Genomic DNA, 14,426 nt, shown 5'->3' with positions numbered 1-14,426 from the left:
ACCAAAGGCCACTACGGGCAAACTTTATTGTCTGAAAATACTCTTACGGGCAAACTATTGTGCTTACGGGCAAACTTTATTGTCACTACACACACTTAACAATACTGCCCGGCTACCCAACCACTGCTCCACGCCCATTGAAAATTATAACCCCCTAGCCAACCGGTAACATCGACCACTTCGCCGATAAAATACAACCCGGGTTGCTTTTTCGCTTCCATGGTTTTAGAGGATAACTCGTTGGTGTCAACGCCACCGAGAGTGACTTCAGCCGTTCGATAACCCTCGGTGCCATTGGGTTTAAACACATATTGCGTTAATAACTCATCGAGGCGAGCAATGCTTTTAGCGTTCAGGGCTTTTAATGGCTGGTTTTGAAACAACTGTAACTCCAGCAGCTTATCCACTAAGCGCTTGGGAATTAAGCGCGCTAAGCTGGTTTTTAACTCTTGCGCCGGATGCTGTTGCTGCTGCTCGGTTAAAAACGCGGTGACATCTTGGCCGGCAGCCAAATTAACACGCAGCTCGTCACCGGGTTGCCAGTAATTTGAAATTTGTAAAATAGCCGGGCCGCTTAAGCCGCGATGGGTAAACAGCATATCTTCGGGAAACTGGGTGTCATTCGCCTCTGCCGTAACCGGAAGCGCCACACCGCTAATTTCTTCAAACACCGCTTTATCGCTGGGTTGCCACGTTAACGGCACTAAGCCCGCACGCACGGGTAACACCTTTAAACCAAACTGCTCTGCTAGCTGAAAACCAAAGGCGGTAGCGCCTAGGTTCGGCAAGCTTAAGCCACCACTGGCGATCACTAAACTGTGGCATTGCCGCACGCCTTGCGCTGTGGTGAGTTGATACTGGCCATCCACAAAACTGACCTGTTGAATATCTTGTTGTAAGCCGATTTGCACGCCTGCTTTGTCGCACTCTTGCTGCAGCATCTCGACGATGTCTTTGGCGCTGTTGTCACAAAACAACTGGCCTAGGGTTTTCTCATGGTAAGCAATACCATATTGCTGCACCAGCGCGATAAAATCCCACTGGGTATAACGGCTGAGCGCCGATTTACAAAAGTGCGGATTTTGCGATAAAAAGTTAGCGGGGCTGGCATACATATTGGTGAAATTACATCGGCCGCCACCCGACATAATAATTTTGCGACCGATGCGCTTACCATTATCCAGCACGAGGGTTTTTCGGCCGCGTTTCGCGGCTTCGATGGCACAAAATAACCCGGCGGCACCGGCGCCAATCACGATAACATCCCACTGCTGCATCTTATGCCTGACCTTTACTGTTTAGCTGTTGCTGATAACCTTGCATCACATCATTCCACGTGGCGGCTTGCCAATGAAATACCGGCAATTTACCTAATTCTTTATTAAACGAGCGCAATAACCGCGCTAAGTTTTGCTCTGTCCACGGGCCTATTGAACGGCGCTGGCATTTATCAAAATCAATTAACCACACCGTGCCGCTGCCATCTAACATGATATTGCGACAGTTCAGATCCGAGTGATACACACCTAGCTGATGCATGCGAGCAATCGCCTTACCCACCGCTTGCCATTCGGCCTGCGTCAGTGGCCTTTGCTGTAAAATGGCCGCCAAGTCTTTGCTATCGGGGATCAGTTCAATGAGTAAATCAGCGCGGTATATTAAGCCGCTACGCTGATAACGCGCGGCCACCGGCTTGGGTACCGCCAGCCCTTGCTCGCGCATCCAAGCTAACAGCTGGTATTCTTGCATGGCGCGACTATTGCCCACTGATTGCAACCAAAATTGATCATGCAACAGCTTACCGACTAAGCCACCACGGTAATAATGACGCAACACCAGCTTATGCTGCTGATGTTGCACAAAGTACGCAATATTGCGACCACTGGAACTGCCAATCACCGCGTCTTGTTGCTGCCACCACTGGCTATCAAATTGTGCGGCGCTAAGCGTTGAAAAAAACTCGGGATCAAACCAGAAGGTTTCATGCCCTTGCTGGTGAACATGATGCGGCATGCTTGCTCCTATCAGCTGTGCAATGGCTTGCAGCGTGCGTGAAGTTGCACCTTGTTGCTGCAAGAAAAATACCTGTGCTCGCTGGCCTTGCGTTTGTCGCAAGGCGCTGTCAGCAAGCAACCTTTGGCTATCGGCTAACAAGGCGGTAGCGTCTGACACGATACTCACCGCCGAGCGTTGTTGTAGATGGCGGTAGGCTTCTTTAAAATTAAACACATGTGGCCCGCTTTGCACGGCTTTGGCAAAGCTGATGGCTTCCAACGGGTTGTGACCGCCGCGCGGAATTAAACTACCGCCGATAAACACTAAATCAGCTAATTGATACCAACTGAGCAACTCCCCCATAGAGTCGCCGAGCGCCACCTCAACATTGGCTTCGGGCAAACGGTCGCTGCTGCGCCGCCACAAGCTTAACCCCGAACTCGTGACTAAGTCGGCAACCTTGTCAAAACGTTCCAGATGCCGTGGCACTAGCATCAACAGTAAATTTGGAAATTGCTGTTTTAAGGCGGGATAAAGCGCCAGCAACTGTTCATCTTCACCCGCATGCGTGCTACCGGCCACCCACACTAAGCGTTTCGCCAATACCGGCGCAAAACGTTCAACTAAGGCTTGTTGTGTAGTTGGCAAGGCCAACTCAAACTTTAAATTACCTGCCACCTGCAGCTCATTACGGTAACCTAAGGCCCGAAAGCGAGCGGCAGTAGCGCGGTTTTGGCACAACAACAGGCTAATATCCGCTAACAAACTTTGGCTAACTTTATGAAAACGCCGATAGCCTTTAGCCGACTTAGCCGATAACCGCGCATTCACCACCACCACAGGGATGTTCGCATAACGACAACCTGCTAGAAGATTTGGCCACAGTTCCGTTTCAACAATCACCACTAAGCGCGGTTGCAAGTGTCGTAAAAAACGCCCCACTGCGCCAACATAATCAAAGGGTAAGTAACAATGCTGCACACTATCACCAAACCGCTCAACAATAGTGGCGCTGCCGGTTGGCGTGGTGCAGGTTACCGTAATAGGTTGTGTGGGATAACGTTGTTGCAACTGGCGGATCAGTGGAGTGGCGGCAATCACCTCACCAACCGACACCGCATGCACCACAATACCGTGAGGATTTAGCTTTAAGGCAGCCAGTTGCCAGCTAAACCGCTCAGTTAAGCGCTGCCGATAAGCAGGATCTTTGCGCGAACGCCAAAGCAAATAAAGTAATAGCGGCAACAGCAGCAAATACAGTAGTAGCGAGTAGATCAGCCTAAACAAATCAACAACCCTTTTATAAAGCCCTTCATGGCGCTAAAGTCACTGCCAACGGCAACCTTTGCAACGGCTTTTGCCAAAACGGCAAATAGTATACCATGCAGTTATCTAGTCCGCTGCGCTTGCGCGCCACCCTTGTTGATGAGCCGTTATGAAAATTGTCCATATTATTCTCACCCACAGTTTTGCCGGTAGCGAGCGTTATGCGGTCGAGCTGGCCAACTTACAGGCCGAACAAGACCATGACGTCACCCTGATTTTGCATCAACGCGGCGCTGAGCAACGAGCCAATGCTATTGCCCATCGGGTTTCGCCTAAGGTTAACCTTAAACTGGTTAGTGGCATGAAATTCCTCGCGATCTTTCGCGCGAAACGCCTGCTGAAACAGTTAAAACCCGATGTGGCACACGCCCACCTCAGTGCTGCCTGTCGCGTATTACAGGGTGTGCCCGGCTTGTGTCTGCGCGTAGCCACTTTACACATTCATTATAAAAAACAACAGCATGCTAACCTTGATGCCTTAATCGCTATCGCCCCTTGGCAAATGGCGGCCATTCCTCTGCCGCTGCGTGAGCGCACGGTGCAACTCGATAATTGGTCAGCCGCCAAAAGCGTGCCGGTGGATGCGCGGGAACGCTTGCGCCAAGAGCATGCGATTGGCCCTGATGATGTCGTGATTGGTACTTTGGGTCGGGTGGAGCAAAGCAAAGGCCAAGAGACCTTATTACAAGCTTTTAGCCTCGCGAATATCCCCAATAGCCGTTTAGTGATTGTGGGTGAGGGCAAACATTGGCAGCAAATACGAGATAAAGCGCCAAGTACTGTGATTATGCCAGGCTTTAGTAGCGAACCTCAGCAATGGCTCGCTTGCTTTGATCTGTTTGTCAGTACCGCCCGCAGCGAACCCTTTGGTTTAGTCTTTTTAGAAGCGATGCATGCCGGTTTACCCATTGTTGCCACCACCTCAGAAGGCGCAAAATATTTACAACCGCTGTTTGCTACCGAATTAGTGCCGATTGATGATGCTGAAACCTTGGCACAGCGCATCAAAGAGCAGCTTACACAGTTACAACGCCGTCAATATCCAATGCAGCGGTTTGAACCGGCAGCTAAAGCCGCTGAAGTGTTAGCTTTTTATCAGCAACAATTGACCCTACAAAACACAGCGAAAAGCCAGGTTTGAGTCTGTGGAAAATCAATAAACCGCAATGGCGTTGCCGCACGCCAGGTTACCAAGCTAGTTTGATAACCGCGTACTGCCACGGGTATTCGGCCATTTTCGGGCACGCAACAACGCCTTAGGGCCGTAAGTTTTCAGGTTATGCCATAAATTGGCAACAATAAACTCTAGCCGTCGCCAGTAAAACACTGACCGCTTAACCTGATCATTTTGCTTACCGGCTATGGTGCTATCAAAACCCAGATCCGGTTTGAAGATCAGCGGCCACAAGCCCATCGCCTGAAAGCCTAATTGCCAACTATATTGCATGGCAACATCTACCGGCCGCCCAAAAGGCACTTCTCGCTCTAACAACAATTTAGCACCAGCCAAGCTCACCGCTTGTGCCACAGCCGAGATCGGATTCTTCTGAAAATGCACCAACTGAAAAGGCGCACTGGGGGAACTGGCAATGATTTTTTGTTGTTTATTTGGCATGGCCAGTTTTAATAAATGCCAGGGGGTGGGCACGGCCGCAATAGCCGACAATAAGGCGGGTAAATCGCCATCTACCAGAAAGTCATCTTCGAGGATCAAGGCAAAATCGAGCTGCTGAGCCACAATTTGTTGCCAGCAACGAATATGGCTAATAAAAGCGCCCTTTTCACCGGCTTTTAGCGTTTTATGATGTAAGCGTTGGTTGGCGCTGGCAGAATAATATTGCGCAATGTCGGCTGCCGACATCACCCGGCCATCGGCCGCGTCAATGCGTTCTACAGGCAGATCAGGCCATTGCGCGAGCTGCGCTAAAGCTTGCTGGTAGCGCTCGGGTGAGCGCGCCAGATTGATAATGAAAATTTTATAGCGCATTAGCGAAACTTACTGCCACATATCCTTAACCCACTGCACCGGCAGCACGCGCCGATACCACTTGCCGCTGATACCTGCGACGGCATCCGGCGGATTAGGTTTACCATGGAAAGCAACAATTTTCGCCCCTTTCGGGATTACGGCTGGCTTAAACCAGTTCATAATGCCTTTTGGCAAACAGTGCCGTTTAAAGCTTACGCACCAGCCTTCAGGCCAGTATTGTAATTTTTTTTGTGCGGCTAAGTTTTGCGTAACGAATTCTTGTTCGTTGCGTACTTTGGCTAATTCGCGCTCTTTATGATTTTTCAGTAAATCAATTAAGTCGCTGTGAGCACCAATTTCATAACGGTATACCGAGGTATTACCGGTGGCATCGGTTTTATCCCACTCTTTAATCACGAAGAATTCGCCTTTCGGCTGGAAGAAGCAATCGATGTTGTCGACAATGACCACATCTAAATCGATAAACAACGTTGGCCCCGTTAAGTCATATAACGGATCAGCAAAGCTGGTGACTTTTAACCAACCATGGCCAAAACTCCATGGCTGACGTTCATCAAAATCTTTAAAACCCACAGCCGGAATATCTTTTACTTCAATATGGCTGTCGATACCAACGGCGTCGTCGGTTAAGCAAATGAAGCGAAACGGCAAGGTCAGATTACGACTCACCATCGAATGCAGCTTATTGACGTAATCAGGGCCATACTTTTTGCCCCACTTAATACACAGTACATTTACTGTTGTCATAAATTCCTCAGATCCACTCTGTCTACATGCGCAGTTAGCAAGCTACTATGCTTACGGAATAAGGTCAAATACCTCACTACGCTCTCATACTGCCTATGATAACCGTTAAGCGACCTTGCTGCGCTGCTTTTTCTAAACAGTACTGGCATAAAGGTGATGGATTGGCGGGAAATCGCGCAGGTGTAACTGACTCGCCTTACTCAACCGCAGTTTTAACCTCTTTAAAAGCAAAACGCGCAGCTCAATGGCTACGCGTTTTACGCTGAGACTTATAGTGCAGCGAGCACCGTTTCAGCTTTACTGACTTCAAAGCTCTTTGGTGGTTCAACATTAAGCAGGCTTACTACGCCGTCATCGACGATCATTGCGTAACGCTCTGAACGAACACCGCCAAAATCACCGGTCTCCATGGTTAAACCTATCGCTTTATGGAAACTGGCACCGCCATCAGCTAAAAAGGTAATTTCTTCTGCATTTTGGCTGTCGGCCCAGGCTTTCATCACAAATGCATCGTTTACGGCAATACAAACGATAGTATCAACGCCCTTCGATTTAATTTGATCCGCCAGTGCAATATAGCCAGGCAAATGTGCAGCTGAACAGGTTGGCGTAAAGGCGCCAGGTACGGCGAACAACACCACTTTTTTACCAGCGAACACATCGCTAGTGGTTGGGCTTTGCATACCTTCTGCCGTTAATTGAGCAAAAGTCACTTCGGGTAATTTATCGCCTACTTTAATCATTGTTATATCCTTAGGTTATGGCTTGTTTAATATAAACATCAAAACGGTTATTTTTACCTTTTACCACCAGTTGCGGCTCGCGCTGAGCCAGCACTTGTGCATAGCCCGGGCGTTTTACCACAACACGGTACTTCGCCAAGGCCAACGCCGGTTCTAACAGGGCATCCGCATCGGTATCACTGCCTACCACATCATGAAAGGCACGCATTTCTTTTTTTACTAACGCAGATTTTTCACGCGGTGGAAACATCGGATCAAGATAGACCACATCGGCCGTGGGCAAGCAGGTTAACGCTTGTAGCGCTGGAGCAAAATGTAGCTGCATTCTACTGGCCAACTCGGCCGTGCTGGCATGCGCAGCCGCGCGCTGCAGGCCATCGTATAATAGTGCAGCAACCAGCGGGTTGCGCTCGACTAAGGTGACATGTGCGCCGACATTCGCCAGCACTAAGGCATCACGCCCCAGGCCGGCAGTGGCATCAATAATCTGCAAATCGCGCTTTTTATGCAGGCCACAAGCTTTGGCGATGCCTTCGCTTTTTGCGCCACCATGTTGACGGCGATAAGTCGCCGCTGCACTGGCAAAATCGACCACGATATCACCTTGTTTCGGCATGTCGGTGTGTCGAAGCACTAACTGCTGCTCAACCCAACGTAGATGCCAGCCCGTCGCGCTATCGCTTAAGGTTAAACCAAAACGTTGCGTTAACTCGGCCGACAACTCAGCGGGCAAGTCAGCAATAAGTAACACCGCACTCATTGCTGCATACCGGCATAATTTTCACCGACACTGTAAGACACGATTTGACTGATTTCCTGCAAACTCAGGCCACTTTGTTGCTGCCAATCGTTAAATTGTTGTTGGATCTGCTGTTGGCTGCGTTTACTGCTAATGCCCCCATCAAATACCCCATAAGCTTTTAAATAAGCTTCAACATCTTGGGTTAATAAAAAGGTGTCTTTACCCAAGGTGCGCAAAGCGTAAGGCCCGGTATTGCCGCCTAAGCGTGCGCCGTGTTTTTTTAAATAATTCCACAGCCCAATAATATCATCGCTTGGCCAATCCGCCACAAAGCGCGCAAAGCTGCCGTGTTGCTGCTGCACGTGATAAATCATCAATGCATTATCACGAATAGTAAAAACCTTATTTAAGTTGCGAATAATCCGCGGATCTTGCGCTCTTTTTTCCAGCATTTCGTCACTTAGCAACAGCATTTTTTCGATATCAAAGTCGAAAAACAGCTCACAAAATGCGGGCCATTTTTGCCGTACTACTCGCCAAACAAAACCGGATTGAAAGACTTTTTTACTAAACTCGGCTAAAAACACACTGTCGGGCAATTCCGCGATAGCTTTGTTCGACAAGGGTTTACCCACTAACGCCGCAAGGGCTGCTGCGCCGCCCTTACGCTCTTTTGCGCGTTGCAGAATGTCACTAAATTTTTCTACCTGACGCACTCAGCATCCCCTTAAGCGCAGCGAAGCGTTAATCTTTGCTGCTTACTGCGTAAGCTCTTTTACCAACTCACATTGGCCATTATTTAATTGTACTTGGGGTTTCATCACCACCGAGCAGTCAGACATCATGCCCTTGCGCATATTTTCAGCTTCGACCGCTTGATTATAGGCACTAATTTTTTTCAGCAAGGCGCCTTCATCACGCCCTTTGGTCGATACCGCGATATACTCTGCCGGCCCACCACAAGGTTTATGCCCCAACCCTAACACTAAGCACTGCTGCACATTATCGGCGCTTTTGTCGCGTGTTAGTTTTAATACTTCAGCGCGTAATTGCCCGACATCAGCCAGTGCCACGCTTTGTTGCTGTTGATGTGCACGCACGGCTTTAACCGGATCGGTTTGCGGGTCAATTTGCTCAACTAAAGGCGCCGGTGCAACGCGATCAACACTGGAAGGTTGCTGACACGCTAACAGCGGTAAACAACCGAAAAGCAATACGAGTTTTTTGGCATGCAACATAATGTTTTCCTTTTTCAGTAAGCCAGCCTTAGCTGGCAATCCCCATATGTCGCAATAAGGCTTCGTTAGAGGGCTCACGGCCTCGGAAACCTTTAAACAACTCCATGGGTTCGGCACTGCCACCGCGCTCTAAAATCCATTGCAAAAAGTCTTGCCCGGTAGCGGCATTAAATACCCCTTCTTCTTCGAAGCGGCTAAAGGCATCAGCGGATAAGACTTCTGCCCATAAGTAACTATAGTAGCCTGCCGCGTAACCACCGGCAAAAATATGACCAAAGCTATGTTGGAAGCGATTAAAGCGTGGCGGCATAATCACCGACACCTCGGCGCGCACTTCATCTAGCAACTGTTGCACACGGCCCCCCTCGGTTGGGTTGAATTCGGCATGCAAGCGCATATCAAACAAGGCGAACTCTAATTGTCGAATCAAAAACAACGCCGATTGGAAATTTTTCGCGGCCAACACTTTGTTTAATAGATTTTCTGGTAGCGGCTCACCCGTTTCATAATGGCCGGAGATCAGCGCTAACGCTTCTGGCGTCCAGCACCAGTTCTCTAAAAACTGACTGGGTAACTCTACTGCATCCCAAGCGACACCATTAATACCCGCCACGGCAGCTGCATCAACTTGGGTTAACATATGATGTAAACCATGACCAAACTCGTGGAATAAAGTAATCACTTCGTCATGCGTAAACAGCGCAGGCTTGCCACCTACGGGTTTATTAAAGTTACAGGTTAAATAGGCCACCGGGGTTTGTAACTGACCGTTGGGTAAAACACGTCGGCCTTGGCAATCATCCATCCAGGCGCCACCGCGTTTTTTACTGCGGGCATACAGATCAAGATAGAAACTGCCACGCAACGAGCCATCGGCGGCAAACACATCATAAAACTGGACATCAGCATGCCACACATCCACGCCAGCACGCGGTTTCACTGTAATGCCAAATAATTTCTGTAATACGGCAAACAAACCCGGTACCACTTTTGTGGCTGGGAAATAAGGGCGTAACAACTCATCAGAAACGGCATAACGCGCTTCTTTCAGCTTGTCGGCGTAGTAGGTGATATCCCAAGCATGCAACTCAGCCACGCCAAATTGTTCTTTGGCAAATTGGGTTAACTCGGCTAAATCGCGCTGCGCTTGTGGTTTAGCGCGACCCGCTAAATCCGTTAAAAAATCTAACACTTGCTGTGGCGACTCTGCCATTTTGGTCGCCAACGACTCATCGGCAGCGTTAGCAAAATCCAGCAGTTGCGCTAACTCATGTTTTAGCGCCAGGGTTTCTTCAATTATAGCTGTGTTATCAAACTGGCCCGCGGTTGGGCCTTGCTCTGATGCGCGCGTGCAATAGGCGCTGTATAACTCTTGGCGCAGTGCCTGATCGTCAGCGTAAGTCATTACGGCGATATAACTAGGAAACTCAAGGGTGAACACCCAACCGGGTAATTCACGTTGCTCCGCTTCTTCGGCCGCTGCCAATTTAGCATCTGCCGGTAAGCCCGCTAATTGTGCCTCATCTGTAACGTGCTTGAACCACGCCTGAGTGGCATCTAAAGTATTGTTAGCAAAGCTTGAGCTTAAATCAGATAAACGGCTTTGAATTTCGCCATAACGCTGTTTCTTCGCTGCCGGTAAGCCAATGCCTGATAATTTAAAATCACGCAGGGCGTTGGTGATGACTTTTTGCTGGGCCGCCGTTAACTGTGCGAACTCAGCACTGTCGTGTAACTGCTGATATTTTTGATATAAGCCCTCATGCTGGCCTAACCAGGTACTAAATTCTGACAACAGCGGCAAACAACTTTCATAAGCTTCACGCAGCTCTGGGCTATTGGCTACAGAATTGAGATGCGACACTGGCGACCACAATTTGCCCAGCCGATCGCTGTCTTGCTCTAATTCAGTAATGAGGCTGTGCCAACTGACATCCGCCGCAGCCACCACACGTGCAACCGCAGCGCGCGCGCTGGCAATGGCATGCTCAACGGCAGGCTTTATATGCTCGGGTTGGATGGCGGAAAATGGCGGTAAGTCAGTGAAGGTTAACAAGGGGTTAGCTTGAACGGCGGCAACAGATGCAGTTGTCATAAGAGCAGTTCCTTTAAATAAGCGAGATGTATGCTATGTTGGGGTTTTGGCTCGGGTTGTCAAGGCGTTAACCGCAAATTGCCGGCATTGGCTTGTAATCTGTGGCTTAACCCCTTATATCTGTCTGCAATAATTTTTACATTATAGGTTCAGTTATGTCTCGTCATTATGATTTTCTCGCCATTGGTGCCGGTAGCGGCGGTATTGCTTCAGCCAATCGCGCCGCTATGCGTGGCGCAAAAGCCGCCGTAATTGAAGCAAAAGCGGTGGGGGGCACCTGCGTTAATGTCGGCTGTGTGCCAAAAAAAGTCATGTGGTTCGGGGCACATATTGCAGAAGCCATTAAATACAGTGCAAGTTATGGCTTTGATTTAAAGCAACAAGGCTTTGATTGGGCCACCTTAGTGAAAAATCGCGAAGCCTATATTGAGCGTATTCACGGCGGCTATCAGCGCGGTTTTAGCAGTAATGGGGTTGAATATATCCAAGGTTTCGCCCGTTTTATTGATAACAAGACGGTTGAAGTGAATGGTGAGCAGATCACGGCCGACCATATCACTATTGCGGTTGGCGGTCGTCCAACCCAACCGCAGATCCCGGGTGCCGAGCTGGGTATTGATTCTGATGGTTTTTTTGCCTTAACCACTCAGCCTAAAAAAGCCGTGGTTGTTGGTGCCGGTTATATCGCGGTGGAAATTGCCGGCGTATTACATGCACTGGGTACTGAAACGCATTTATTAGTGCGTGGCGATCGGCCGTTACGCAGCTTTGATACTGACATTACTGATGCCTTACTCAGCCGTATGGCCCAAGACAAATTACCATTGCATACGCATTGCAATGTAAAAAGCGTGGAAAAACAATCTGATGGCTTATTAAGCCTGACGCTGGAAAAAGGTCAAACCATTAAAGATGTTGACTGCCTAATTTGGGCCATTGGCCGTGAGCCGACCACCGATGCCATTAATTTAGCTGCGGCCGGTGTTCAGACGGATCAACATGGTTTTATTCGTACCGATAAATACCAGAACACCAATGTCCCAGGAATTTATGCGGTGGGCGATGTCACAGGCGAAGCGCAACTTACGCCAGTGGCCGTTAAAGCAGGCCGCTTGTTAGCTGAAAGGCTCTTTAACCCGGCCTTGCCTGATGCACATATGGATTTCTCGTTAATACCTACCGTGGTATTCAGTCATCCGCCGATTGGTACTATTGGTTTATCCGAAGCCGATGCGATAGCCATTTATGGTAAAGAACAGCTGAAAATCTATCGTTCTGGTTTTGCCGCCATGTACAACGCCATTACCCCGCACCGTGCACTCAGTAGCTTTAAACTGATTTGCTTGGGCGCTGAAGAAAAAATCATTGGTTTACATGGTATTGGCGAAGGCATGGATGAAATTTTACAAGGCTTTGCTGTCGCCATAAAAATGGGGGCAACTAAAGCAGACTTTGACGCCACCGTCGCGCTACACCCGACCAGTGCCGAAGAATTTGTTACCCTGCGATAACACAAACCATGACCCGCGCAGCAGAGCCCAACGAACCGCCAACACTGCCATTAGTGTTGGCAGGGCCTATGCTGCGGGCCTTAACACCGACAACCGTGACGTTCTGGCTCGCCACTCGTGAGCCGGTTCAACTGCAACTTACACTGACCCCCACCGGCCAACAACCGCTTAGCTTTGACGCTGCAACGTTAAGTCAGTATTGCCGCAGTATTCGCTGCGCGGAAAAACTGCACTTACAATTATTGCAACTGCCGCTAACGGCAGCGTTACCCCAAGCGGTGTGGATCAGCTACGATTTACAAGTCGCGCCCCGTGCATCAGAGCCAGCCAAATGGCAAGGCTGGCAACAATGGGCGCCAGATCTTGTTTATGCTGGGCGCGATAACCCGGGCTTTATCATACAGCCGAAACTACAACGCTTGTTACATGGCTCTTGCCGCAAACCGCATGCCGACTGTGAAGATGGTTTACTTGCCGCCGATTTGCTATTGCAGCAACAAGAGGTGACTGAGTGGCCGGCATTATTGTTGCTCAGTGGCGATCAAATTTATGCCGATGATGTGGCGGCACCGATGTTACAGGCGATACATCAGTTCATTAATCAATTAGGTTTTCACAATGAAAACCTGCCCTGTTCTCGGGTTAGCGATGCCGATACTCTGCATAAGCAAACACCGCATTATTATCAGCGACATACCTTACTACCCAAAACCAAAGCCAGTGAAGCGATGCTAAGCCAGGTTTTTCGCGGAGTGAAAAAGCCGGTGTTTACCACTGATACGGCGCGTAACCATTTAATTAGCGCCGCAGAAATGCTCGGCATGTATTTACTCGTTTGGTCGCCCGCTGGTTGGCAACCTGATTCACTGGCGTTAAGTTCAACCTTAAAGTCGCAATTATCTCACGATGAACTTGAACGTTATCAGCAACAACAGCTGTTGATTGAAACTTTCGCAGCAGGGTTAGCCAAGGTAAGGCGTGTTCTGGCGCATTTACCAACAGCAATGATCTTTGATGATCACGATGTGAGCGATGACTGGAACCTCACGGCAGAGTGGGAAAAAATTGCTTATGAGCATGATTTTTCTAGGCGCATTATCGGTAATGCCCTACTGAGCTACTTGCTTTGTCAAGGTTGGGGCAACAAGCCGACCGATTTCTCCAGCGCATTACTCGATCGCGTTGAGCAAGCCTTAAGCCACAGCGGCGGCCCTGAACATGAAGCACTGATCAGTGAATTATTACAGTTTCAGCAGTGGCATTACCAATGGCCAACCGAGCCGCCGTTATTGGTGTTAGATACCCGCACTCGCCGTTGGCGTTCTGAAGTGAATATTAATCGCCCATCGGGTTTATTGGATTGGGAAGCCATTACCGAGTTGCAGCAAAACCTGCTTGGGCACGATGCTGTGGTGCTGGTAGCGCCAGCGCCGATTTTTGGGGTAAAGCTGATTGAGAACATTCAAAAAATCTTTACCTTTTTTGGTCGGCCGCTGCTCGTTGATGCGGAGAACTGGATGGCCCATCGTGGCACTGCGCATGCCATGCTCAATTTATTTCGACACCCCAAAACGCCCAAACACTTTGTGATTTTATCAGGCGATGTGCATTATTCTTTTGTGTATGAAGTGCATTTACGCAGCAAAGCCGCTGGGCCGGATATTTGGCAAATTACCAGCAGTGGCTTAAAAAACCAGTTCCCTAGCCGTTTACTGGATATTTTAGACCGGTTAAATCGTTGGTTTTATTCCCCCCGCTCGCCTTTAAACTGGCTGACAAAACGTCGGCGCATGCGCATAGTGCCGCATAAACCGGATAATGCGCAGCGTGGTGAGCGCTTATTAAATCAGGCGGGCATCGGCTTAGTCGACCTGCATGAAGATGGCTCACCAAAACGTATCGCGCAGTTAACCTGTGCCGGAAAAGCGATCGATTTTATTATCAAAAAAGAGGAAGCGCGCTGGGAGTAAGCCTTAGCTAGCACTGTGCAGATCCCGCATGATCAAAAAGGCAGCCTTAGCAGGCTGCCCTCTCTTTTT

The 14,426-nt window shown here is 49.2% G+C and carries 12 protein-coding genes; 3 read left to right on the top strand and 9 right to left on the bottom strand.

Features of this window, described 5'->3' with window-relative positions; genetic code table 11:
- Positions 1-95: 95 nt before the first annotated feature.
- Both LMJ53_RS02950 and waaA read right to left on the bottom strand, forming a co-directional pair.
- On the bottom strand, positions 96-1,277 hold the full coding sequence (locus tag LMJ53_RS02950; RefSeq protein ID WP_229584729.1) for an NAD(P)/FAD-dependent oxidoreductase: 1,182 nt from the start codon (positions 1,275-1,277) through the stop codon (positions 96-98).
- A 1-nt stretch (position 1,278) separates the two neighbouring features.
- On the bottom strand, positions 1,279-3,282 hold the full coding sequence (gene waaA, locus LMJ53_RS02945; protein WP_229584728.1) for a lipid IV(A) 3-deoxy-D-manno-octulosonic acid transferase: 2,004 nt from the start codon (positions 3,280-3,282) through the stop codon (positions 1,279-1,281).
- 148 nt (positions 3,283-3,430) lie between these two features.
- Here waaA and LMJ53_RS02940 point away from each other — a divergent pair, with 148 nt between their 5' ends.
- Entirely contained in the window at positions 3,431-4,462 is a 1,032-nt protein-coding gene (locus LMJ53_RS02940; protein ID WP_229584727.1) for a glycosyltransferase, read from the top strand.
- Between the two features lie 54 nt (positions 4,463-4,516).
- Here LMJ53_RS02940 and LMJ53_RS02935 read toward each other — a convergent pair whose 3' ends face one another.
- The 7 genes from LMJ53_RS02935 to prlC all read right to left on the bottom strand — a co-directional run bounded on the left by LMJ53_RS02935 (position 4,517) and on the right by prlC (position 10,876).
- Positions 4,517-5,308, bottom strand: coding sequence for a glycosyltransferase family 25 protein (locus tag LMJ53_RS02935; protein ID WP_229584726.1), 792 nt, complete (start codon positions 5,306-5,308; stop codon positions 4,517-4,519).
- Between the two features lie 9 nt (positions 5,309-5,317).
- A complete protein-coding gene (locus LMJ53_RS02930) occupies positions 5,318-6,058 on the bottom strand; it encodes a hypothetical protein (protein WP_229584725.1) in 741 nt (246 codons plus the stop codon).
- Positions 6,059-6,327: 269 nt separating this feature from the next.
- The gene (locus LMJ53_RS02925) at positions 6,328-6,801 is read right to left on the bottom strand and encodes a peroxiredoxin (RefSeq protein ID WP_229584724.1); all 474 of its coding nucleotides are present in this window, start codon (positions 6,799-6,801) and stop codon (positions 6,328-6,330) included.
- A gap of 10 nt (positions 6,802-6,811) precedes the next feature.
- A complete protein-coding gene (locus LMJ53_RS02920; RefSeq protein ID WP_229584723.1) occupies positions 6,812-7,561 on the bottom strand; it encodes a class I SAM-dependent methyltransferase in 750 nt (249 codons plus the stop codon).
- A complete protein-coding gene (locus LMJ53_RS02915) occupies positions 7,558-8,259 on the bottom strand; it encodes a DNA-3-methyladenine glycosylase I (protein WP_229584722.1) in 702 nt (233 codons plus the stop codon). The genes LMJ53_RS02920 and LMJ53_RS02915 overlap by 4 nt, the downstream gene beginning before the upstream one ends.
- A 42-nt stretch (positions 8,260-8,301) precedes the next feature.
- Positions 8,302-8,781, bottom strand: coding sequence for a hypothetical protein (locus LMJ53_RS02910; protein ID WP_229584721.1), 480 nt, complete (start codon positions 8,779-8,781; stop codon positions 8,302-8,304).
- A 28-nt stretch (positions 8,782-8,809) separates the two neighbouring features.
- Positions 8,810-10,876, bottom strand: coding sequence for an oligopeptidase A (prlC, locus tag LMJ53_RS02905; RefSeq protein WP_229584720.1), 2,067 nt, complete (start codon positions 10,874-10,876; stop codon positions 8,810-8,812).
- Positions 10,877-11,031: 155 nt separating this feature from the next.
- On the opposite strand from prlC, the gene gorA reads away from it, so the two are divergent.
- The gene (gorA, locus tag LMJ53_RS02900) at positions 11,032-12,387 is read left to right on the top strand and encodes a glutathione-disulfide reductase (RefSeq protein WP_229584719.1); all 1,356 of its coding nucleotides are present in this window, start codon (positions 11,032-11,034) and stop codon (positions 12,385-12,387) included.
- 8 nt (positions 12,388-12,395) lie between these two features.
- Positions 12,396-14,357: an alkaline phosphatase D family protein gene (locus LMJ53_RS02895; RefSeq protein ID WP_229584718.1), complete on the top strand. Its 1,962-nt coding sequence runs from the start codon at positions 12,396-12,398 to the stop codon at positions 14,355-14,357.
- The last annotated feature ends 69 nt before the right edge of the window (positions 14,358-14,426 follow it).

The organism is Rheinheimera sp. UJ51 (assembly GCF_020819615.1).
In the GTDB taxonomy this organism is placed as follows: domain Bacteria; phylum Pseudomonadota; class Gammaproteobacteria; order Enterobacterales; family Alteromonadaceae; genus Alishewanella; species Alishewanella maricola.
This window is presented reverse-complemented; position numbering and strand designations above follow the sequence as displayed.